The sequence below is a fragment of the Pirellulaceae bacterium genome (assembly GCA_029243025.1).
In the GTDB taxonomy this organism is placed as follows: Bacteria; Planctomycetota; Planctomycetia; order Pirellulales; family Pirellulaceae.
Map to the genome: position 1 here is coordinate 78,434 of JAQWSU010000056.1, position 23,176 is coordinate 101,609.

19 protein-coding genes and 1 tRNA gene are annotated in these 23,176 nt (G+C 51.5%); 9 read left to right on the plus strand and 11 right to left on the minus strand.

All coding sequences use genetic code 11. The annotated features are described in order from the left end of the window. Position 1 precedes the first annotated feature (1 nt). From P8N76_27765 to P8N76_27785, 5 genes are all read right to left on the minus strand, one after another. Positions 2-2,224 (minus strand): xanthine dehydrogenase family protein molybdopterin-binding subunit, encoded by a 2,223-nt coding sequence (locus P8N76_27765; GenBank protein MDG2385499.1) that lies wholly within the window; start codon positions 2,222-2,224, stop codon positions 2-4. Beyond that, positions 2,217-2,816, minus strand: a complete 600-nt coding sequence (locus P8N76_27770) for a (2Fe-2S)-binding protein (GenBank protein MDG2385500.1) — start codon at positions 2,814-2,816, stop codon at positions 2,217-2,219. Before P8N76_27770 ends, P8N76_27765 begins: the two co-directional genes overlap by 8 nt. Positions 2,817-2,945: 129 nt before the next feature. Continuing rightward, positions 2,946-3,506 (minus strand): hypothetical protein, encoded by a 561-nt coding sequence (locus tag P8N76_27775; GenBank protein MDG2385501.1) that lies wholly within the window; start codon positions 3,504-3,506, stop codon positions 2,946-2,948. Beyond that, positions 3,493-4,170 (minus strand): hypothetical protein, encoded by a 678-nt coding sequence (locus P8N76_27780; GenBank protein MDG2385502.1) that lies wholly within the window; start codon positions 4,168-4,170, stop codon positions 3,493-3,495. The genes P8N76_27775 and P8N76_27780 overlap by 14 nt, the downstream gene beginning before the upstream one ends. 80 nt (positions 4,171-4,250) lie before the next feature. Continuing rightward, positions 4,251-4,937 (minus strand): DUF1326 domain-containing protein, encoded by a 687-nt coding sequence (locus P8N76_27785; protein ID MDG2385503.1) that lies wholly within the window; start codon positions 4,935-4,937, stop codon positions 4,251-4,253. Between the two features lie 262 nt (positions 4,938-5,199). On the opposite strand from P8N76_27785, the gene P8N76_27790 reads away from it, so the two are divergent. Next, on the plus strand, positions 5,200-5,805 hold the full coding sequence (locus P8N76_27790; GenBank protein MDG2385504.1) for a nucleotidyltransferase family protein: 606 nt from the start codon (positions 5,200-5,202) through the stop codon (positions 5,803-5,805). 264 nt (positions 5,806-6,069) lie between these two features. Next, positions 6,070-6,354 carry a hypothetical protein gene (locus P8N76_27795; GenBank protein ID MDG2385505.1) on the plus strand — a complete coding sequence of 95 codons (285 nt, stop codon included), beginning with the start codon at positions 6,070-6,072 and terminating at the stop codon, positions 6,352-6,354. A gap of 104 nt (positions 6,355-6,458) precedes the next feature. On the opposite strand, the gene P8N76_27800 is transcribed toward P8N76_27795, so the two are convergent. Further along, complete coding sequence (locus tag P8N76_27800; GenBank protein ID MDG2385506.1) at positions 6,459-6,911, minus strand: hypothetical protein; 453 nt, start codon at positions 6,909-6,911, stop codon at positions 6,459-6,461. 242 nt (positions 6,912-7,153) lie between these two features. Then, the gene (locus P8N76_27805; protein MDG2385507.1) at positions 7,154-7,690 is read right to left on the minus strand and encodes a hypothetical protein; all 537 of its coding nucleotides are present in this window, start codon (positions 7,688-7,690) and stop codon (positions 7,154-7,156) included. A 1,457-nt stretch (positions 7,691-9,147) separates the two neighbouring features. Here P8N76_27805 and P8N76_27810 point away from each other — a divergent pair. Then, positions 9,148-9,221 (plus strand) — tRNA-Val (locus P8N76_27810). Positions 9,222-9,891: 670 nt separating this feature from the next. Next, the gene (gene glsA, locus P8N76_27815) at positions 9,892-10,623 is read left to right on the plus strand and encodes a glutaminase A (GenBank protein ID MDG2385508.1); all 732 of its coding nucleotides are present in this window, start codon (positions 9,892-9,894) and stop codon (positions 10,621-10,623) included. A gap of 234 nt (positions 10,624-10,857) precedes the next feature. On the opposite strand, the gene P8N76_27820 is transcribed toward glsA, so the two are convergent. After that, positions 10,858-12,393, minus strand: a complete 1,536-nt coding sequence (locus tag P8N76_27820) for a hypothetical protein (protein MDG2385509.1) — start codon at positions 12,391-12,393, stop codon at positions 10,858-10,860. A 617-nt stretch (positions 12,394-13,010) separates the two neighbouring features. Here P8N76_27820 and P8N76_27825 point away from each other — a divergent pair. Continuing rightward, a complete protein-coding gene (locus P8N76_27825; protein MDG2385510.1) occupies positions 13,011-13,241 on the plus strand; it encodes a hypothetical protein in 231 nt (76 codons plus the stop codon). A gap of 184 nt (positions 13,242-13,425) precedes the next feature. Here the strand turns inward: P8N76_27825 and P8N76_27830 are convergent, their stop codons facing one another. After that, entirely contained in the window at positions 13,426-14,421 is a 996-nt protein-coding gene (locus P8N76_27830) for a phosphoglycerate dehydrogenase (protein MDG2385511.1), read from the minus strand. Positions 14,422-15,137: 716 nt separating this feature from the next. On the opposite strand from P8N76_27830, the gene P8N76_27835 reads away from it, so the two are divergent. From P8N76_27835 to P8N76_27845, 3 genes are all read left to right on the plus strand, one after another. Further along, the gene (locus P8N76_27835; protein MDG2385512.1) at positions 15,138-16,871 is read left to right on the plus strand and encodes a cytochrome c3 family protein; all 1,734 of its coding nucleotides are present in this window, start codon (positions 15,138-15,140) and stop codon (positions 16,869-16,871) included. 103 nt (positions 16,872-16,974) lie between these two features. Continuing rightward, positions 16,975-18,726: a hypothetical protein gene (locus tag P8N76_27840; GenBank protein MDG2385513.1), complete on the plus strand. Its 1,752-nt coding sequence runs from the start codon at positions 16,975-16,977 to the stop codon at positions 18,724-18,726. A 62-nt stretch (positions 18,727-18,788) separates the two neighbouring features. Then, the gene (locus P8N76_27845; GenBank protein ID MDG2385514.1) at positions 18,789-20,102 is read left to right on the plus strand and encodes an ABC transporter permease; all 1,314 of its coding nucleotides are present in this window, start codon (positions 18,789-18,791) and stop codon (positions 20,100-20,102) included. Between the two features lie 325 nt (positions 20,103-20,427). On the opposite strand, the gene P8N76_27850 is transcribed toward P8N76_27845, so the two are convergent. Continuing rightward, positions 20,428-21,738, minus strand: a complete 1,311-nt coding sequence (locus P8N76_27850; GenBank protein ID MDG2385515.1) for a sugar-binding protein — start codon at positions 21,736-21,738, stop codon at positions 20,428-20,430. A 416-nt stretch (positions 21,739-22,154) separates the two neighbouring features. Here P8N76_27850 and P8N76_27855 point away from each other — a divergent pair, with 416 nt between their 5' ends. After that, the gene (locus tag P8N76_27855) at positions 22,155-22,715 is read left to right on the plus strand and encodes a hypothetical protein (protein ID MDG2385516.1); all 561 of its coding nucleotides are present in this window, start codon (positions 22,155-22,157) and stop codon (positions 22,713-22,715) included. Between the two features lie 2 nt (positions 22,716-22,717). On the opposite strand, the gene P8N76_27860 is transcribed toward P8N76_27855, so the two are convergent. Then, positions 22,718-23,116, minus strand: coding sequence for a hotdog domain-containing protein (locus tag P8N76_27860; GenBank protein ID MDG2385517.1), 399 nt, complete (start codon positions 23,114-23,116; stop codon positions 22,718-22,720). Between the last annotated feature and the right edge of the window lie 60 nt (positions 23,117-23,176).

Below are 23,176 nucleotides of genomic sequence, written 5' to 3' on the forward strand. Positions count from 1 at the left end.
GCTAGACTCTCGCTTTCTTCAGCGCCTCGAGCACTCGTTGCGGCGTTGCGGGCAAGATGGGAACACGAACTCCAGTCGCGTTGCAGATCGCATTTGAAATCGCAGCACCGCCGCTAATGGCAGGTGGTTCACCGAGGCCGATTACACCACGTTGCCGTTCGCTTTCCGGTTCGTACATCTCGACAACGATCTCCCCAATGTCACCCAATCGTGGTAAGCGATAATCGGAAAGTTCGCTGTTTACAAAGGCCCCCGTTTTGGGATCATTAATACGTTGCTCGAACAGACCCGCTGCAATCGACATGATCACCGCACCGTAGATTTGACTTTCCGCCGTTTTCCGATTGACAACCAATCCCATATCCTGGACGGCAACAAATCGTTTCACCTTGACGACCCCAGTCTCCGTATCAACGGCCACATGGGCCATCTGGACACCACCGACGCCAGTATTCGACAACGGGCTCTTCGTACCACGTTGATAATTGGCAGTCACTTCCAACGGTTGTATACCGAGCAGAGCACAAGCCTGTTTCCAAGCCAGCCCTTTATTCGACCCTGCGACTTCGATCCGTCCGTCGACTGCTTGAAGCTGATCGGCAGGAACCTGCAGTTTTTTCGCCACAAGCTCAAACAGTTTTTGCAAAGCGTCCTGCCCCACGCGGCGGTGAGATTCACTGACCGCGCCCACTGTCGTACTCCCTCCGGAAGCGCCGCTAAACGGGTAGGTCGAGTGGCCGATATTGACTTTAACTGCCTCGATTGGCAACCCAAACGTTTCGGCCAACACCATGGCACAGACCGTGCGGGTTCCGGTCCCCAGATCTTGCGTTCCGCAGTACGACTCCACACCGCCATCCGGATGAATTTTCAACAGACAACTGGAAGTGTTCGCAGTACCGCCCCAGGTGTGGATACCGATACCAAGTCCTTCGACAACCGCGCCGTTTTTCGGACCTTTGCCATGCGGATGCCAATTCGCGTCCCAACCGATCCGATCGGCAGCGATTTCCAACTGTTCCAAATACAGCAACTGCTTGTCCACCGAAATATTTTTCAGGTTACGCAGGAACACATCGAGGCTGCTGATGCCCATCACGGCAGCCAGATCATCGTAGGCAGTCTGCGTGATTGCACAGGCTTGCGGATGATTGGGAGCTCTCCAGGCCACCGACGGTTCGTTATTGGTTTCGATTCCCGTCGCTCGACGCCGAAAGTTTGGCGGTTGGTAGACGTAAGGAATTTGATTTTGGCTCACGGTTCCGCCATTGAAGCCGGTCGTTCCCCAGTGGTGCGAATCCCAAACTTGCACCACGCCGTTCTCATCAGCTCCGAGACGAACTTGCAAGAAACCGGAAGGTCGATTTCCACCAATTTTCAATTCTTGATCTCGATCGAGCATAAACTTGACGGGACGGCCTGTCGCTTTGGAGATTTGAGCAGCAGCAATACTCCAATAGTCAGGCTTAAATTTGCTACCAAAGCCACCTCCAATGTATTCGCAGGTTACGTCGACGTCGTCAGCTGTAATCTCCAGCGCATCCGCGAATCCGTCGTCAGTCCGTGAAACATTTTGAGTTGAAAGGAAGACATTCAGCTTGTCACCATTCCACTGTAATGTGGATCCGTGCGGCTCCAAGCAACAGTGGGTAATCGCGTCGATACCGTAAAAACCTTCAACGACAAATTTCGACTCATTCAACAAGCGTTGGAGTTCTTCGTCCTCAAAGGCTTCTTCATCTTCGACATCGTCATCCGGCTCGGAAACCAACTCGATTTTACCGCCCGCACGCTTAGTGCGTCCCGCAGCTTCCGCCGCCTCCACATCTTGATCCAGCACAAACACGTCGAGCAAATCATATTTCACATTAAGTTTCTCAACGCCTTCGCGAGCAGCGCCTTCCGTTTCGGCAGCAACGGCCGCAATCAATTCACCTTGGGTGCGAATTTCGACTGCATCATCGCCAGCCTGTTTTGGTGCGCGCATCAGCTGCACATGGACAACACCCGGTACCTTCATTGCCTCAGTAACATCGACGGAGACCACTTTGCAATGAGCATGAGGACATCCAAGAGCTTGAACGATCAATTGCTTGGGCAAATTCACGTCGTAGGTGTACTTTGCGGTACCGGTCGATTTTTCCGGACCATCCAAACGTTTGATTCGCTTGCCGATTAGCGATGATTTATTCGCCGCTGGCCAGTTATAGGTTGTCTCAGCCATTGCCGCCTCCTTTCACCACCTGAACGGCGGCCTGCACAATATTCGCGTAAGTGCCACAACGACAGATATTGCCATTTAATCCAGCGCGGATTTGCTCTTCTGTCGCATTGGGATTGGAATTCAAAAAGGCTCGCACTGCCACAACAAATCCGGGTGTGCAAAAACCACATTGGGTCGCATCGTGGTCAACAAAAGCTTTCGGTACGACATCATCCACCATACTTTCGACTGTTTCGATCTTCCGACCTCGTGTGGAGATCGCCAGCGTTGTCGATGCCATGGCGGGCTTGCCATCAATCAACACGGTACTGGCTCCGCTGCTGCCATCTAAACTGACAGGCTTTGCGCCCGTCAAGTCGAGGTGATAGCGTAACGCTTCTAAAAGAGTCGTTCGCGGTTCAATGGTGATTTCGTGATCTTCGCCATTCACATTAAGCGTCACCGTCGCTTTTTCGCTAATCACGGTAGCGGGCGCATCCTGCCCACTCGCCGTGGCGGCAACATTCGCGGTCAGAGCCGTCGCAGCTGCTGCTGCACCGGAGCCCTTCAGAAAGGAGCGGCGGCTGAAGTTATCGGTCGGTGGTTTTGCCATGGCATTGCCCCAAAAAAAGGATCGTGGCCTGCACGGAATGATTTACAGAGTCGGAGCACGATTATATCGAGTGTTGGTCCGGATACAACTAATCGGAAGCCGTGAAGCGTCCCCGAGCCCGCTCGATCCTCACTCCTGCCCAACTTTTCGTTGTCGCAAGCGATTATGGTCCTGACAACATGCACAGGGACCGGTTTCAAACATCACAATCGCACAAATATCGCACCAATAATCGACCTGAAATTTCTGACCCTCCCGCCATTCGTAGACGCGGATTACTTGGATTCCAGGCGTTGCCCGATAGCGCCGAACGCGTAATTCGACGTCCATCTGCCGCAATCGCTGATCGGATCGGAATGCCCTCCCCCGCAGATCCTCGATGATCGGCAGCAACTGGCCGTCGTCCGTGGCAATCGCGAGACTGCGATCGGTTTCCCCTTCTACTGTATTGATCCCCAACATTTCGCGCAAGGCTTCGCCATACCAGACAACCTTTCCTCGGACCGACTGCAGCTGAAAATCCCGAGACGGACTTTTTCTCACAACTGATGCCCCACCCTTGGGTAGAGGATCTTGCTTCCCGGCATCTTCCGCCCAAGTCAATCGGGCTGTATTAGGCATTAACCAACAGCATTCGATGATGGCGATCAGGATATACAGAATAGGTTGCGAAAATTTATTCTTCTGCATGGCCTTCCACGACAAGCTCCATAGGAAGCGAAAGCCGTTTTTCTCCCGTCTTGGCATTGTTCGCAAATCGCAGCATCCACCAATCACGATCAGCATCATGACGCATCCCAGGCGCCTTGACTTCCTTCTTATCACTCAAACGTTGCAAACAAAGCATCGCGGGGTGATTAGAATCGGCGGCGTTGGCGCTGGATTCCATTAGTTTGTCGACCGCCATGGGTTTTACTGAAGCATCATCCTCGGCCCGAACCAGTAACAAAAAGTCGCGTGTGGGCGAGGTGCCTTCGTGGTTTCCGTCGACCGGTTGCATGCCAAAACGCATCGTGTAAACACCACGTGAGATTTGTTGCCCGCGAAAATCGCTACCACGCCGCCGAAATCGCAGGACACCGATTAGTTGTCCTGGCTCAAATGGATACAACCGTTCATTTGTCGATTCGAAATCAGGGACAACATCCCAGTTCTTTAAGGGCCAAATCTCACAAACGGTGCGTTTCTCACCGCGAACCACGCGTAGGCCTTCGGGTGAAATCTGTTCGGCAATTTTGGTAGCCAGATCCTCCGTCGGCAATTCGTCTTTAATTATCTCCACTCGATAGTCGGCGGCAAACAACATATCGCCCGCTGTCATCAGAACGACCACGACCAAAAACATACGCATCATTTTCAAAAACCTTACGTCAGGGGCGTTTCGTCGAAATCTCAGATTAAAGTGCAGGAAAACTCGTGCAGGAAAACTCGAAACTACTGAATCAAAAAGGTACCAAGATAAGAAGATCGGGAATCGGGAATCGACCAACGGGTCTTTAAACTACGCGCCTTCACCTGCCCATCAATCGTGACTCCGGGCACGAACCCTTGCAATTTAGCCAACGGTGGGTAGTAAGCCGATTCATTCGAACAAATACAGTCGTCCGGACGAGCTTTGCGAGTTTGTAGCTTCACGAGCTCCCCGACCTTGAGTTTGGCGGTCAGAGCGGAGTCATCCAGTTGCAGCGTGAAGGGCGCGTCGAGCACACTCTGGACGCCGTCCGCTGCTTTGCCCGTTTGTGATTTCGCAAAATGCACAAGAGCAGCTCGTTGCTGCGGGGTGGCTTCCTTATCGACGACAATCATGGATTGAATTTGATCGGCATCTTCAAGACCGTGAAATCCCAAGGTTGCAGATGCCTTCAGCACCACGGCCACATTCAAACCGGCGAGATCCGCCCCATGAAGTTCCCCCGAGTCGATACTCCAAGCCATCACAGCATCCTTCCCCGCCATGCCAACTTCGCCATTGGCAAAACAAGGTCCCGTATAAACTTGGCAGGTACGAGCTTCCAAATAATGTCCCGCAATGGGTTCGGCTCGACAACAATTCGTCCCCGTCAGTCCCCAACCGAGCATCAAGTTCCACACGAATACCGCGCAAAGTGCTGAACGGCCCATGAATTTTCCTCCGATTGTTCAAGGCAACACTTACCATATCAACGTGTTCCCATTCTAAAGCATCAGCCCACTACAATGAAGGATGAAACAGCTCGATCTTGGTGGAGCCCACAGGAAAATACCCGGATGTTTCATCGATCCTTCCAGCGATACAATTGCCAGAGATCGGTTTCAACGAGCCGTTCACTCACGGTCGCTAACCGATTGATCCGCGATAAATCGTGCCGATGGGCTTCGTGAGGAGCCAAACAAGGTAGATTTCATGTATGCAATCATACCCGCAGCCGGCCACTCCCAACGCATGGGAACCCCCAAACTCCTGCTGCCATGGGGTAACCGCACCGTAATCGATCACCTACTCGAAATCTGGCAGGCGAGTTCGGTTTGCCGTGTCGTCATTGTAATCCGAGCTGATGACGAAGCCTTAGAGGCCGTTTGTCGCTGTCATGACGTTGATATCGTCCTGCCGAAGAAGGCTCCCGCCGACATGAAACAGTCGGTCATTCATGGCCTAAACCATTTGGTCGAACGGTACGCGCCCGATTCATCGGCTAGTTGGCTGTTGGCGCCGGCCGACATGCCAACTCTCGAGGTTGATGTTATCGAACGGCTGATCAAAGCTCGAGACAAGTTTCCTCAATCAATTCTGGTGCCGACCTTTGACAGCCAGCCAGGCCACCCCGTTCTGATCCCTTGGACGTTGGCGAGTCGTGTAAGTCAACTGGCCATGAACGAGGGATTGAATGCACTCATCAAACGCTCAACTCGTCAACAGATCGCCATGCCACGACATCAGCGTCCGGAAGATATCGACACACCTGCCGACTATCAACGCCTCCAGCCACGTCGCAACCGACACGAATCGTGAAGACCGGCCACGTCGCAACCTGACCGAAGAGATCCGTCACTCGCCCTCAGAACCGATGAGTACCCTCGAAACAGTCGCCTGGCGAATGACAACCCGTTTTCACCGTTCTCGAAGTGCCTACGACCCGTCCGTCCCGACTGGACCGATTTCCAGAAAATAAATTGAAGTCAATTTAAGCCGCAAACTCAGCCAGAACCGGATTGCAAATGGTATGTTCCTATGCATCAGGATCGATTCACATTCACTTTGTTCAGCGAGTTTTCGATGATCAAGAACAAGTTGCTTCGAAAGATGTCGTTTTTAATCGTGCTATTAGCATTCACTACGATCACGACCCCGAATTGTGAAGCGAAACGAAAGATTTTCGGAAGACGACACCCCGTCAAGCGTCAAAACTTTCCGGTCTACGGAAGTTACAAGTATTCACACTACAACTACCTCTATCCGAAGTACATCGGAGGCTTCAACGCAAGGTATTTCGATTCCATCGGGATTCCAAGCGGTGACATTGGCCTACGGGGCAATGGGATCTACATGACTCCTTGGTAGAATTCGCTCGACAAAAAAACACGGCACGAGCTTGGCCCAATTGCTCGCGTCGTGTTTTTTTAATCGCATCTTCTTTGCTCGCGTCGACAACCCTCCCAGAAGAGTTAGCGACGGAAGCCTCGACCCGCCTTAGATCGTCGAGAGACGGAGCCTTGTCTCGATGTCTTCCTTTGCGATTTGCCACTCGAGGAGCGAGTTCGAGTGTTGGTGCGACGCTTCGCCTTGGGCTTTGTTGGATCACCCTCGAGTTCCGAAAGAATTCGAGTCATGCGAACTTCATAATTTTTGTAAGCCTGCTGTTCTAGCAGTTCGACATTCTTCAATGCTCGTGAATCTTCACGCTTCAACGCCGTCTGACGCATCGTGGAAATCTGCACCATTCGAGCCTGTAAACGCTTGTCTTCCTGAGCAATGCGGCGTTCCACCGAATTCACCTGGCGGTTGACTCGTGAGACAACCGCATCCCCAGATGCAGGCGTTTGGACCGATGCATTTTTCTGGGCGTAAGCCGTGCTGGAAAGTGCGACCAAACCGAAAAAAAGCAGTGTTCTCACCATCAGAGATCTCCTTTGACCACCAGAATCCTACAAGCCAATGCTCAAGGTAGATCGGACAAAAGCGACGAAAGAGATGAGAGTCCCTGCCAGAGTTGGACCCATACCACCTGGTTCGATCAAACGCACGTGGCAAGCCTTGACGATTCGGCAAAGACACCGGTGCCGGAAACAACTGTCGCGCACAAAAATGGGACCGTCAACGTCACACGGCCCCTCACATTCGGAAAAATCCCTGACCTTGATCAGGGGGATAACCAAGCCCATCGGCGAGACGGCAAAAGGCGATTCGGGTTATAGGTCAATACGGGAGCCCGATAAACAGTCGTGGGAGCAACGATTGGAGCAACCGGTGCGTAATAGGTGGTCGTCGGAATCGCAGGTGCGTAATAGGTGGTTACCGGCGCCGGAACAACCGAAATCGGTGGGGGAGCATAATAAGTCGTCACCGGCTGAGGCGCTGGAGAATAATACGTGACGGTTGGGCTGGGCGCTGCCACTGTGCTGGGAGCATAGTAAGTCGTCACCGTCTCCGAGGGCGCTGCCACCGTGCTGGGAGCATAGTAAGTCGTCACCGTCTCCGAGGGCGCTGCCACCGTGCTCGGGGCATAGTAAGTCGTCACCGTCTCCGAGGGCGCTGCCACCGTGCTGGGAGCATAGTAAGTCGTCACCGTCTCTGGCGCAACAGGCGGATAATAAGTCGTTACGACCTGTGCATTGAGGCCCATCCCACAAACTAAACTCAACGCGAAAAACGTCGCTACGACAATCTTTTTATTCATTTTGGTCGGTACCTCTCGAAACACTGTTGGCTCGCGTCCGCGGCGAAGCGAACAACAACGGGGACTGATTCGGCAATCGCAACCAGCACATTCCTACCCTTGATGCTAGTTTGCCAAAGAAGGTGTGGCAACTCGCCCCCACGGCTAACAAGCATTTTTTAGAGATTTGGATCGTTTTCATCTACGGGAAGGTAGGAAGCCCAGGCAAATTCTTCCGATCAGAGAGCTTTTTAATTCCACGAACTTGCCAGAAACAACCGCTTGGAAAACAGGAAGCGGCAATTCACGCAGCGATAAACAAGGATCCAACGTAACATCCACAAGGGTTGCTTGAATTCAACATTGGCCTGTTGCTATACCGCATCACGATGCACGAAACCCCACTGTGAATATTTGTGACTATTGCCACCCACTACGCCAAGTTGACTGCACTCCACGCTGCGTCCAACTTGCAACAGATCGACACCCTCCAGGCCGCATGCGTTCTGCAATCAAACCCGGGGAAATGTGCCAACCGAACCGTGCTTGACTTCCCGTGAGCATATGACACGGTTAAGTATCAACACTTCCAACTTGTCATTCGACAAAAGTTATTCTCGTCAGTCGACGTAACTCAACCGATCGCAAGGTCAGCCCCCAAAGCCACGAAAGCTTTGAGCCAATGAGGCTACTAAAATTCACGGCCTGCGCGTGCAATTCGACATTCGCTGAAGCAAGCGGTCAAACGATCTCAAGAGCGATAGTTTCCTGTCAATCAACAGTCCAATCAATCAACCCTTTCCATTGACCGACTCATTGACGACACCCAATAGCTTAGTTCCTGCGATTCCGTTCCACCCCAATAAGAACGATCAATAAGTCGATTTGGTGACCTGCCTCGACAACCTCAAGTTGCCCTGCCGGGTCAAGAACTCCAGCATTCGGCAGCGACTATTCTGCTAACCCTTACTGGTTCACTTCCCACCCCAGGAGTCCTCTGACGTCTTTGAGAGCTCGAAGCAAGATCGTTTCGATGGTCGGCCAATCGCGAACGATCTTTTCCGTCGCATCGGCCGCCAACCTGAGGAGCCAACAAAACGCTTGAAATGGCCGGATCTTACCCAACCCATGCGAAATCGCATTGAGATCCTCGGGCGGATTCGGCAGCAATGCTTGATTTGGATGCGACCATGCAATTGTGGCGTAAAACAAAGCTTTCCCGATCAGAACGAAGGAGCATTTACCAGCGTGTATTCGAGTCGGAGTCGACCGAGATGGGTCGACTCCGATTTTTTTCACCTGAACCAAGTTTTTGGCCCAGATCGGGCTGGCCAAGCACTTCCGACAAAGCAAAGCGAATTACGCTTTTCCCAGGGTTGTGTCGGCTATCACCTGCAGTCGACCTAAATCGGATCCGATCGGATCCCACCACGACGCATTGACACCGAGAAAGCTTCGTTTGTAAAGTAAGGACTTGCGGGCGATTAGCTCAGTTGGCTAGAGCACCTCGTTTACACCGAGGGGGTCGGGGGTTCGAGCCCCTCATCGCCCACTCAGGCATTTCCTGCCACCGATCTGCGGTGGGAAATGTCTGTTTTTATTGGGCGACAGCTGTCTTGCTTGAATTCTCCAGTGAACAAGCCCCTCTTGAAAAAAAACGTCGATCTAATGTCTCAACCTTGACTTTTTGTCACTGAAGTCAATCCCCCTGAGGTATTCAAAGGACAGACCAAGTACTATGTTCACTGAAACCTCCGAATCGGCACACCGATCCTCGTAGCTAACAGCGACCACCCCCCAACCGTTTTGTAATTCGGTGGAAAACGCTGAATGGCCAGCGTACGATCATTGACCTGAAGTTGTTCAAACCTCGGATTACAAAAAAAGGCAGACACAACTCTGTCGCTTGGGACGCAATTTGAAGCAACAACACTGGACCTGATCGATGAACCATTCGAAAGACAATCCACAGTCAATCCAAGACCAGCTGAAAAATTCTCTTGATCGGCTTTTCCTATCCTTTCAAGATTGCCGCGAAGGCGAGATCGCAACTTACATTCCAGAACTCGCGAAAGCCGATCCGAATCTTTTCGGAGCAGCCATCGCTCACGTTGATGGGAGCGTCACAGAGCACGGAGACAGCCAAAAAGAGTTCACCATTCAGTCAATTTCAAAACCATTCGTTTTCGGTCTCGCTTTAGAGGAAAATGGACGGGAGGAAGGTGCTGAAACGCATCGGCGTCGAGCCAAGCGGAGACGCATTCAACAGCACTCACCTACTTCGAAGCGAACGTCCGTTTAATGCAATGTTGAATGCGGGCGCGATCGCCGTTACCTCGATGGTACCGGGCAAGACAGGGGATGAAAAATTCGAGCGAATCCTGGACCTCATGAGCAAAGCCGCCGGCAGGCAACTCGAAGTTGACGAACGGGTCTACAAATCTGAGCTCGCAACGGGTGACCGGAATCGGGCGATTGCTTATTTACTACGAGGCGTCAACGTAGTTGAGCAAGACATTGAGGACTTGCTTCAAACCTACTTTCGACAATGCGCCATTCGCGTCACGTGCCGAGACCTGGCAATCATGGGAGCCACCCTGGGAAATATCGGCATCAACCCGATAACAGGCAAAGACGTGCTGGATTTATCTGCTGTCCGCGATGTCTTAACGGTGATGTTCACCTGTGGAATGTATGATTTCGCCGGCGAGTGGGCCCTCAAAGTTGGAGTACCTGCTAAGAGCGGTGTGTCCGGAGGAATCATGGCGGTGGTCAATCGACAGCTAGGCATGGGCATCTACTCCCCACGTCTCGACCCGATGGGAAACAGCATTCGAGGCGTAAATCTCTGCTCCAAATTCGCAGAAGAACAGGGGCTGCATCTGTTCAACTTTAGCAATGTTGGTTCAACGTTTCTGGAAGCGATTTCGAAGCCGAATACATCAAGCGATTAAAGACAACTATCGATTCAATGTCGGATCCCCAAATCCGTATTGCACGAACTCAGGAAACCGTAACAGAATGGTAAGCAAGAGGGGCACTGTTCTTGATCGAAAAGCGTTCAAAAACATTCCTTGTGTTCCTCAACCTGAACCCCGATTCAGACACCCGTCAAAGAAAAACGAACTGTTACGGAAGGCAAAAGGACCTCGTTCCGGCAACCGCAAATCAGCAGGCGAATAGCTGGGTTACGACGTCCGTCGAGCTCTCCTTCGCAGCAACAGTGCAATTCCCCAGAGAGCCAAGCAAAACGTATTCGGTTCCGGAATCAATGTGGGTTGAACAGGCGCTGGATGATCAGTCAGATAATGAACGAGTTCCCTCGTTTCGACCACTGTAAATTCAGCACCGGGTTTGATGATGAACTCAGAGAGTGCGTTGGCGGCCCATTCGTCGGATATCCCCATGCGAGAATAATCTTCATCGCTGTAACCGAAGTACCAATCATAGGTAAAACCATGCCCCGTCCAGGGAAAAACACCGGTCTCGGTATTACTCTCCCACCACCAAGGGTAGAACGCCGAGGGAATTAGCTTGCTGTGATTGCCGGTATAGTTATTGTCACTTGACCAGAGATTCTTTTCGAATTCCCAGCCATCGCCATCATTCGGCTCGAAACCATGTTCGCTAAGCAGTTCTTGCAACTCGTTCTGATCGACTCTTCTAGAAAGCTTAATCGCACCATTACGCAGTACAGTCGACAAAATGCCACCATCATTTTGGGGTTTTAGCGAGTAAGTGACGGTCATTTTGTCGAACCAAGATTCCTGATTTTCACTCGTTCGATCCTGATAATCTCCCCAATATCCAAAATTCTGAATTTGCTGATCTGAAAGCTGTGGATGATTGGTTGATGGAGCGGGCGCGAGTGGGCGAACACTTTCTACAAACTCGACCGGTTTAACAATTTGGTCTAGCCGCGAGCTTGACTGCACACTCGTACGCGCGATGTCGTCTACATTCACCCAGATATCTGCGACGCGGTAAAACTGTCCAAATCCAAGAAAATCATTTTCACCACCCAACGGATTTTGAAATTGTCCATTGAGCATGCCAACAACCGATGCCGCACGATTGTAGGGATTTGCTCCGCTGATGAAATTCTTCACCGGTATTTCAGCAGTCCCCCCGACTTCATATTCAGTCAGCGTCTCTGGATCAGTTGCCCATTGACCTTTGGCCGGTCCTGCATTCATGTAGTCCTTCAAATGTCCAATCGGGGTTAGCCAAATCACGCCCCCGGCGCCGCCATCGGCTGCAGTTTTCGGATAGTTAACGGCCCCAAATTGCTTCGCCCGATCTTTGTGCAAATCAAATTGTGAATTGTAGCCAGCTACCCCATCGTCGAAAGCGCCGAGCGAAAGGTAGAAGCTTGTCATTTTGGCTTGCAGCTTTCCATCCTGCATCCGAAACCGCATCGGATCGGCTCCCTGCATGTCAGACGGAATGGGATACAAATGATTGCTGCGCATATTTTCGCTTGCCGGATCGAAAACATAGTTGGGCACCTGCGGAAACAAAGACTCGTAATAGCGAGAACTATCTTGGTCGTCATAATATTCGCCACCTGCCAGGAAGAATGAAGAACGCTGATAGTTTCTCGCCACATAGCCTTGCTCAAAACCACCCCCCAGCTCGTTCCAATAGTTAGCCTCTGCCAAGAGTTCGCTAGCAACCATCAGGCTCACAAAGAAACAAATTCCTATTTGGATAAAGCAACGCATATTCCATCTCCCCAATCAGCAAAGAGATCAACGCAACATGAATAAAGCCAAACAAATCGCCACGGATTCTAACAACGTTCAATCTTCCACAACTTTTTTACCAACAGCGAAAATTTCCGTCGACCCCCTCCATACCAAGGGGCGTTCGGCAACAAATCATGCGCGAATTTTTTAACGATCCACCAAAGACTGCATGATTCAAATTTTTGACACGAATCACCAGCACCCCTTCACAAAGCTGTCTACTCCCTCGTGAGCCGCCAATTAATGACACCCTGACAGCTTGATCGAATCGCTATCAACGCTCGCATCAACAGCGTCTTGGGATCCGTCACGAAATGAAAGTCGATCCCGATAAGAACCCATCCTCAACGTTCCAGAATTTGCTCCGTCACGAATGACGCCTAGGTACTCGGCACGCGAATTGAGTGATCTACTAAGATCGCGACTGGATCAGTGGAGTTATGAGGAAAATAACGCCCGTTTCTCGCACGATTTCCCCGAGTCGGCTCGATTCAACCGTGTTCGATATCCCATGATTAAGAGAGACAAAATTGTCGACCCGCTTTCCTTGACGAGTCCTCCTCCCTGTTCACCTTCAGTTATCGGTGGTGAGAATGAAGATCGCAAAGTTAAAACACTCATCGACTGGAGAACATCTCGAAGGCGTTGTAATTGCCAATGTGAGCGACCAATGCAAAGCAGGTGTCCCAGTACAATTAATTCAAGAAGCCGACGGCTCCTTTTCGCTGGAGGTCGCCTTTCCGCCGGAAAGAAACCAATCGGTTCAGGACAACAATGTGTCTCTCGCCTCGTTCCTCGATCCGCCTCGACAATGCGATAGCTGAGTCGGTTCGTCTCAGGAGTTGAGCGATCCCACTTCGGCTGACGCGCTCGAATTATTGGCGAAATTCACCGCGAACGCTTTTCGCAAAGTGGTTCCCATCGCAAGATTCCTTGCCAACTGCCCACGTTTCGTACCACCCTCAATCGCATCGCGGCCGACCGATGGGACATGTAGCAGCGATCGGGTTACCACTTCCAAGAAGATCGCAATTGATCATTCACCACGGCACCTTCGGGCCAATGCCCCGCGAATAACGAAACGATGCACTGGGCACTCTCAATCGCCATATCACGCATCGCAAGCTGCTCGCCGCCGGCCGAATGCGGTGTGAGCACCACGTTTTCAAGCTCAAATAAAGGGTTGTCGGACGCGGGAGGCTCAGCCTCGTAAACATCCAACCCCGCGGCCTGAATCTGGCCCCGCCGCAACGCATCGATCAGATCGGTTTCATTAACAATCGGTCCTCTCGCTGTATTGATCAGGATGGCGGTCGGCTTCATTCGATTCAACAGCGTTTGATCAACGACGCCGCGCGTGGCCTCAATATCTGGACAGTGAATACTCAGCACATCGCACCGTTCGGCCAACGTGATTAGATCGACCAATTCAATATTATGGGACCTGGCATAGTCGCCGCAGGCAAAGGGATCGTGTGCGATCACCGTCATGCCAAATGCTTGGGCTCGATTTGCCATGCTTTTTCCTGTTCGGCCCATCCCAAGGAGTCCAATCGTCTTTCCGCGAATGGGCTGCGTCAGTTCGCGTGGCCATTGCCCCGCCCGCGTGTCACGATCCCCCGTGACGACTCGTTTTGAAATTGCGAACAACAGCGCAAAAGCATGTTCCGCAACGGCTGCGTGATTCGCCGTAGGAGTGATTGTCAGTAAGACATCGTGCCGAGTGGCAGCAGCGACATCAATTCGGTCGTACCCGACACCTGTCCGCGCAATCACACGCAAGCTTGGAACCGCTGAAAACGTTTCGGCGGTCATGTATTCGGCACCCGCAAGCACCGCATGGACACCGTGCAATTCCTCAATAGTTTCCTCGTATCCACAGACGCCTCGACCGAGCTTATGGTTTTTCGGAAAGACAATCTCAAATCCAGCTTGACTCAAGATTTCAGTGTGCGGACCTGTCTGGTCACGCAAAATTTCCGTAGAGATCAAGACGCGTGGCATGCTTCACCTTCGTCAACGTGATTGAAAGAAAGCTGAATGATGGATTGCGGCCATTCATGAAACCACAGTCATGAAACCACAGTCAATCGCGGAGAGGATTGGTCAAATATAACGAATCTGCCTACCACAACCTACGCGAAAGTATGGGTGATTGCCCCGACTTTCCAGGACGACTTGCCTCCATTCGAGGACGAAACTCACGGAACAAGCGCCCCAGGCGAAGCGAAGCCGTTGAAAGGCCAATCCCCCGTCAAAAACCGAAAGGCGGGTCGCTTCCACGGAAACATCGATCGCTCAGCGAGGCAATTGCTTGACGAACGACGATTGTGAAACATGCTAGACTACCGACCGCAATCAACTGTTTGCGGCCAAACAGGCTATTATCACCCGTTGTTTGGCTTTTCAGCAGACGGGTAGCCGAAGGGAAACTTTTCGTGCCACGACCCTGTTCGCTAATAAGATCAAGGATTTCGGCCGCTTGCGCCAGCGGGCTCTTGTTGGTTTTTGGTTGCCAATCGGAAGAACCGCAGGCGCCAAAGCCCATCGCAACAGCGTTCGAGACCAGCAAGGAAGTTCCGAGCGCCCTCCCGCTGCCTATCTCATCCATAAAGAATCGCCCGATTGAAGTGGTGCACACCGGATACGTTGGGTCAGATGCCTGCCTCGAATGTCATCTTGATGAACATGCATCTTGGCAAGCTTCCTACCATCGCACGATGACGCAAGTCGTGAGTCCAGAAACCGTCTCAGGTCGCTTCGAGGGGCAACAGCTCAGTTTTTACGGATGGAAGTTCAAACCTGAACGCCAGGGTGAGGACTTTTGCATGGAGATACGAGGCAGCGACGACACCCTCCATTTCGAGCGAAAATTCGTGATGACTACCGGCAGCCATCACATGCAAAAATACTGGTACTCGACCGGTAACACACGCGAACTTGGAATGTCACCGTTAGTTTTTTTAATTGAGGCGGGCATTTGGGTTCCCGAACAGACCGCCTTTCTACGCCCCAGCAAGGCGGGCCTTCCGATTCGCGAGGGGGATTGGAACAAGGGCTGCAATCAGTGCCATGCGACCGGCTCACAGCCTCGTCTGTTAGGTCCGAACAACATCGACACTCAAGTTGCCGAGTTTGGTATTTCCTGCGAAGCGTGCCACGGCCCCGGACAACAGCACGTCCACGCACGGCAACAAAACGAATTTGCAGCTGAAAACAACCCATCGACCGACTCAATCGTGAACCCCAGAACACTTTCCGCCAGCAAATCTGCTGATGTCTGTGGCCAGTGCCATGGAGCCTGGGTCATGAAGCCGGGAGGACATTGGTCACAAACGGGACACCGCTTTCGGCCAGGGGATGACTTAGCAACAACGCGACATTATTTGCTGGGAATCCAAGATAAACAACGCTGGAAACAAGTCCACGCTGAAGACAGTTTCTGGTCAGACGGTGAAATTCGCGTAGCCGGTCGTGAGTACAACGGCTTACTGGCCTCCCCCTGTTTTTCGAAAGCGAAAAGCGATCATCAAGCGATGACCTGCTTATCTTGCCACGACCTCCATGCGGCCACCACTGCCCCTTCGAAAGATTGGGCCAATGATCAATTAGCAACTGGGATGAATGGAAATGAAGCCTGCTTTCAGTGCCACGAAAATTACCGCAACCAGCTAACTGACCATACCCATCACCTCCCGGACTCAAGTGGCAGTCTTTGCTATAACTGCCACATGCCACACACGAGTTATGGATTGTTAAAGGCGGTTCGCAGCCATACAATCACCAGCCCTTCGATTGCAACAAGCCTCGCCACGGGACGTCCCAATGCCTGTAATCAATGCCACCTCGATCAGACATCAAAGTGGGCAGCGGAACAACTCAACAAATGGTACGGGCATGAAATCCCTCCACTCAAGCAATCAGAGCAAGTCCTTGCAGCCTCGGTCTTATGGACTCTAAAGGGCGACGCCGGACAGCGGGCCCTGATGGCTTGGAGCATGGGCTGGGACCAAGCCCGCGCAATTTCCGGATCGAACTGGATGATCTTTTACCTCGCTGACCTCATGTTTGACGATTACGACGCGATTCGTTACATCGCATCACGATCCCTCAAGCAAATCCCCGGCTATGAATCGTTACAATACGATCACATGCATCCTAATCGCCAACGAGATCGCGTCATGAATGAACTCATCTCGCGATGGCAAGCAACCGTCACAACCCCCCCCCCCGATCCCCGCGATTGCTATTCGACAAGTCGGGAACTATCCGCATGGATATTTTCCATCAGCTTCGCGCGCTTCGTGACCACCGAGACGTCGTCATTATCGAGTGAACCGGTCCCACGAACCACAACCTTTCCAGCCGCCGAACCTAAGCTCCGCCGGTCGAAAATGGGACACAAAGATCGATCCAGGACGACGCGTGTTACAAAACGTTACAAAATCAGGTAAAAACATCACAGATTATTTCCAGACATCCGACTAGAATTGTCGAATCATGAGGTCATCTGAAAATTTTCGATTCCAGGCATGAAATGGATAGCGAGCAACGTTTATGTCGACTGAGATCCGACCAGACAAGGAAACAACACGGGCGGCTGAAGACCATCCCTTTCATCGGAGCGATCGTAAAACAAGTCGACAAGCAGGAAAAACCAGTTCCAAGCCATCCAAATTTCTTCTGACCCTAGGCGGCTTGGCTTTGCTCTCTCTCATCGGCCTGATCGCCCTTAATTCAGGAAGTCGCAAGAGTTCGAAGCAAGTGCTAACCCACAAGATCACACGCGGCGATTTGGTCGTCAGCGTGACGGAAGATGGAACTTTGGAGAGTTCCAACAATAAAGAAATCAAATGTAAGGTCAAAGGCGGAAGCACTGTCTTATCGGTGGTGGAAAGTGGAACCCTTGTCAAAGCGGGTGACGAACTTGTCAGAATGGACACTTCGGCCATCGAAGACAACATCAGCTCTCAACAGATCCTCTACGAAAATTCACTCGCCAACAAAACGACAACTGAGAGTGATGTGGAAGTTGCCAAGATCGGCATCACCGAATACTTAGAAGGGGTTTACGAGCAGGATCGTAAAACGATTGAAAATGAGATTTACACGAAGGAACAAGACTTAAAACGTGCAGAATTATCCTTTCAGTCAATCAAGCGTTCTGTCGCCCGAGGCCTGGTCTCGCAACTGCAACTGCAGGGTGAAGCATTTAGCGTGAATGCAGCGAGAAAGGATCTTGAACTTTCACGCAAAAAATTGGATGTGCTTGATAATTACACGAAATCAAAGACGCTGATCGGTCTTCGCAGCGTGCTGAAAGCCACGGAAGCACGATATGCGTCAGACACGGAGGCGCTCAAACTCGAAGAGGCCAGACTTAAGCGAGCCAAAGACCAATTGAAGAACTGTGTGATTCGGGCAGAGTCCGATGGGATGGTCATCTACCCATCGGCTGCCGAATGGAAAGAACAGCCTGATATCGAAGAAGGCGCCACGGTTCGTGAAGATCAAATTTTATTGATCATGCCCGACTTAAAACAAATGCAAGTCAAAGTCGGGATCCACGAGTCAAAGGTTGATCGATTGAAAATCGGCATGAGGTCGCAGATCAGTATGCAAGATCGAACCATCGCTGGAGAAATTGCCTCGATCGCTTCAATCACAAAACCAACGGGCTGGTGGAATGGAAATGTAGTTAAGTACGACACCGTAATCCAGCTTAACAACCAAGATGGACTGAAGCCCGGCATGAGCGTTGCGGTGGAAGTTTTTCTGGCAGAATATCGGGACGTCTTGACGGTGCCTGTCGCTGCCGTGATCCAACACAATCGAGAGTTCAGTTGTTGGGTAGAAACGCAGAACGGTATTGTCGAACGCAAATTGCAGCTTGGCGACAGCAATGAACGATTTATTGTTGTCGAAAGCGGCTTACAGGAGGGCGATCGAGTCGTCCTGAATCCGATTGACTTTGTGACTGAAGCCCAAACCAAAGCGTTACAACCCTCGAATCAGAACCGTTCCGATCAAAACACCCCACCGACACCCAATTCGAAAGCGGCTGATCGACCAACGGGAAAAAAAGCCGCTGCAAAAAAGTCCGCTCCCCCTAAAGCCAAGCTATCAAAAGGTGCGGAGCTGCTCAAAATGGGTGATAAGAACGGTGACGGTGTGCTCACCAAAGACGAATTCGACGAAAAAACCAAACCCTATTTTGAGTCGATCGACACCGATAGCAACGGTGAGGTGAATGCAGCCGAAATCGATGCGAGTCTCAAACGAGCAAGCCAGGGCGCTGGAACGAAGTAGAGAATTCAGCGAGCCGGATCCATTTTGATCTACCGCTTGAGAAAAGTGCAAGGTGACGACGTTTGAAGGTTTCCTATTATCAAATGCTGAAATTAGGCACCAAGAGCCTGATGCTGCAAAAACTGCGAGCAGGTCTCGCTGCACTGGGAATCTTCATTGGTACAACAACCGTCATCTGGCTGGTCGCGATGGGGGAAGGGGTCAGTCACCAGGCGCAACAACAAATCAAGGAACTCGGGGCAACCAATATCATCGTTCGAAGTGTCAAGCCAAATTCGAACGACCAGACCGGTGACAATGATCGCGTCACTCGATATGGCTTATTGCGGGCTGATTACGATCGCATGCTGACGAATATTCCCAGCATTCAACGCTCCGTGCCGATGAGAGAGTTAAGACGTGAAATCCGCGTCAAGGACCACAATGCCGATGCCAAACTGGTCGGCTGCTCAAAGGATTACCTGGAACTGAACCAACTTGCAGTAGCGAGGGGGCGGTGGTTCAGCAGTCGTGACAATAGCGAGAATGTAATCGTGCTGGCCGATGGGACTGCAAAAGCGTTGTTCCCGTTTCAAGACCCTATCGGTAAACCCGTCTGGGTTGGCGAGGATCTGTACGTCGTAATCGGACAAACCAAAGCTCGCTTGGCATCCGCTGCGATTGGCGGCAGCCTCGAATCGCGAGATTACAATCTGGATGCTTATATTCCGCTCGAGACGCTTCGCCGCCGAGTTGGCGACTTCATCATGGAACGTCGCCCGGGTAGCTTTACCGGAGAAATCGTCGAATTGAGCCAGATCACGCTCACCGTCAACGACATTAGCAAGGTCGATGTCACGGCTCGGATTGTTGAGTCGCTGTTGAAGAAATATCACGAGCAGGAAGACTATGCGGTAATTGTTCCCAAAGAACTCTTGCGACAAGCCGAGCGTACACGTGCGATGTTCAACGTACTCTTGGTTGTGATTGCCGGGATCTCCCTCGCCGTCGGCGGCATTGGCATCATGAACATCATGCTGGCCACGGTAACGGAACGTACCCGAGAAATCGGCGTGCGCCGTGCCTTAGGAGCCAAAAGACAACACATCATCCAACAGTTTCTTACGGAAACCATTGTGCTGACAAGCGTCGGTGGACTCCTCGGCGTATTCTTTGGATTGATGTGTGGCGTAATCTTTGACGCCGTCAAATGGATCACCAATTCTTTTGCCCCAGATGCTCTGCCTCCGATTGTGCAGTCTCTGGAACCTCGCATCGCTCCCTGGTCCGTGGCACTGGCTTTCCTAATCTCGATCGGTGTCGGCATCCTCTTCGGTGTCTATCCCGCACGCCAAGCGGCCTATATGGATCCCATCGAAGCCTTACGGCACGAATAAAGAATTTTTCAGCGGTTAGCTCTCTTTCTTCCGTACTCGTCAGAATTCAGAGTATTTGTTCGAGCCAGCTTTTTTTCGCGGCTTCAACCTCAATCAGCCAAGTTCAACGGGTGCGCAGGAATTAAGTCGAATGAGACATGATAAGCTATCCGACGTATCGACGACGTATCGACGACGTACGCTGCGGCAGGCTGTCACGCCACGCAAGCACCAACCTGGCCTACAATCGACAGAAAAGCGAAAAGCGGCTTTTAAAAAAAAGGAGCCAGGAAAAATTCCGCCTGGCTTCTTATCGATTGCAAATGAGGCTGCGAATCAAACAGATCTAATTCAGCTTTCGACGAGCGAAAAGTGCGACAACACCCCACAGCATGAGTAGCGAACTGGAAGGTTCTGGAACGGCCGCAGCGGGTCGTTTTCCCTGCTCGTATCCGCCATCGGTGAAGGCAAAGACAAAATCACTAGAATTGAACTCTTTGTCACCATTCCAATCTCCACTGACCCATGTGGAATTCCCGACGACCGCATCTTCATATTCACCGGCTGTGAATACGGAAACAAAATCGCTGGAATTGAAGACCCCGTCGCAGTTGGAATCTCCCACCCAGGTATTCATTTCGTTGTGGATATAGTCAAGGCGGGCTTGTGGATCCGTGATCCCATCGATGACTTCCTTGGGGTCATTGGGCCCGCCGAAAATAATCTCACCCGTTCCACCATGTGCCAAGCGGCCGGCCCCATCGATCACGTAGTCGTAATCATCCGGTGAATAGTCCGCAATGGTATCGCCGTCTTCGAGTGCAAATGCGTCGAATTCAAGCGGTCGAGCTCGATTGGCCCACCAATACTGGATCTCGAGGTCTTCACCATCATCGTCATCCATACCAATATTGAAACCAATTCGATCCCCGATCTCGATAGGACCGCCCCCGTCGGGGTCCTCAAATTGGCTTTTGTGAAATTTCGTTTCCATCGCCCAACCCGTATCCGTTTCTTCACCGAAGCCGTAAATCTGGCCATCCGGTCCCCATTCCCAATCAACCTCATTCGCCCAACCAGGTGAAGATTCTTCGAGGTCATCATCCCAGCGCGAGAATCGACCTTCGTAATTCACATAGTTGTGTCCACCGTAATCGTTGAAGAACTCGGTCCTCTTGTCTGTGTTGACATTCGCTCGACTGTTATTCGCATCGACAACAATCTCGATCGCGTCGTCCTTCCAAAACTGACCATTTTCGTTATCGCTGTAAACGGCGTCGTCTTTCACTTCCACACCGACGTAGAGGAAGTCCGTGTCGTGTGCCAAGTAAAAAGTAAACTCACTGTCATCTGCACCTTGCCAATCCTTATTGATGGCATAACCCAGGATCCACGCATTTCCAACGCTTCCATCAGGCGAACCAGGAGAGACGGTTCGACCTTCAAAAGATCCATACTCAGCAGACGAAGAGGATCCGTCCAACTGGATCGATCCATCAGCAACTAAAGGGACCGTTAAAGTCGTCAAGTCAATATCGGACCATGCCCCCTCTTCTGACTCATCGAAATCAAAGATATCAAAAACCTCAGCATAGGATGCCTGACCACAACAGCACAAAATTGACAAAAGCAAAACACAACGGCGTCCGCTATCCATTTGATGTTTCCTTGAATTAAAATCTCACGTGACCGGCAAATAGCATCTGACGAAAATGTTCTAGCAAACTCATATCCGAATTGCGAGTTTTTTCTTACCGACGACGCCAAGGTGCCGAAGATCACGCAACAAGCTGCCAGCATTGAACAACTGATCGCTGGAGAATCCCGTTTTCCAAAGCTGCAGTGAAAGTAATCCAACACACCGTTGCAACGACGATTCGCAGGTACGAATGCCTTTTTGCAATGCTGCGAGGGGTTCCATCGTTGCTAGAACAAGCGGTACAAATGAATTGACGCGAGCACAAAAAGCCGACGTTATTTGCCTTCATTCCTACGCTTGGTTATCGTGGATTAGACCGATCGTGATGCACCTGCCAAACATCAAGTCAGAAAGCAGCTTGAGGATTGAGTCGCATGCAAGCATTTCTGAATCCTAGAATCGACTTCTTGTTTCTGCGTTACTTCGGGATCGCCATTGCAATGTGCGGGTGGTTGAAGACTCCAACCGCCGAGGGGACTCCCGTCACCTTAAGCGTCTCATCCCATCCCCTAGCAATCGGCGCCACTTTATTTTACGACCCGAGCAACGGATATTTACGAGCTCGATCAGCAGGAGCCGATTTCACGACGCTCGAGTTGCACTCCTTAAGTGCTCAATTCATTCCCGCGGGTAGCACGCCGGCCATGTCCCCCTTTGATCTTGCGTTGCCAGAAAAGCTATTTCGTCTGCGCGTCGATGGGATCACGGAAATCGAGTTTGGACAAGTCATGCCTCCTGACTTAGGCCCCCGACAGGTCATTGACGATCTGCTGATTGATGGCTCCTTTCTTGGAGGCGGCGACCTGCAATCTCGCGGTAACGGCCCCTATCTATTAATCGTCCCAGAGCCTGCCAGCGGCGCCATCGTCCTTATGGGCATGCTGGGAACGCTTGCGTTTCGGCAGGCGGAAAACGGAAGAAAAAGGAATCCGTAGAATTACGTCAGTCCCTTCACGGGAACAGGACGTCGATGTTCGCCTTCTCCTTGAATCGTCACATAGGTAACTTCAGCCTGTGTCACTAGTCGCGTACCCTGCAGACGTTTTGTTTCGACCGTGACGTGCATGGTGATGGAGGTTCGTCCGATACGGCGCAGCTTCGTCCAAAAACTTACCGTATCCCCCACTAACACAGGCTCATGAAATTCGACACCTTCCATCGCTACTGTAACGAGAGTCTGAGGTGGATACTCTTTTTTCTGAATTACGTCGCGAGCCCCCACCGCCCCGGCTTGATCGATGTAACTCATAATCACGCCACCAAAGATCGTCCCGTAGGGATTCGTATCTCGAGGCATCATCACGACTTTGACGGCAAGATATCTTGATTCAGTCATAGCGTTTTCCTTTGCTCCTTGTATACTCGGGGCACACCCCAAGCCATTCCACTGGAGGCA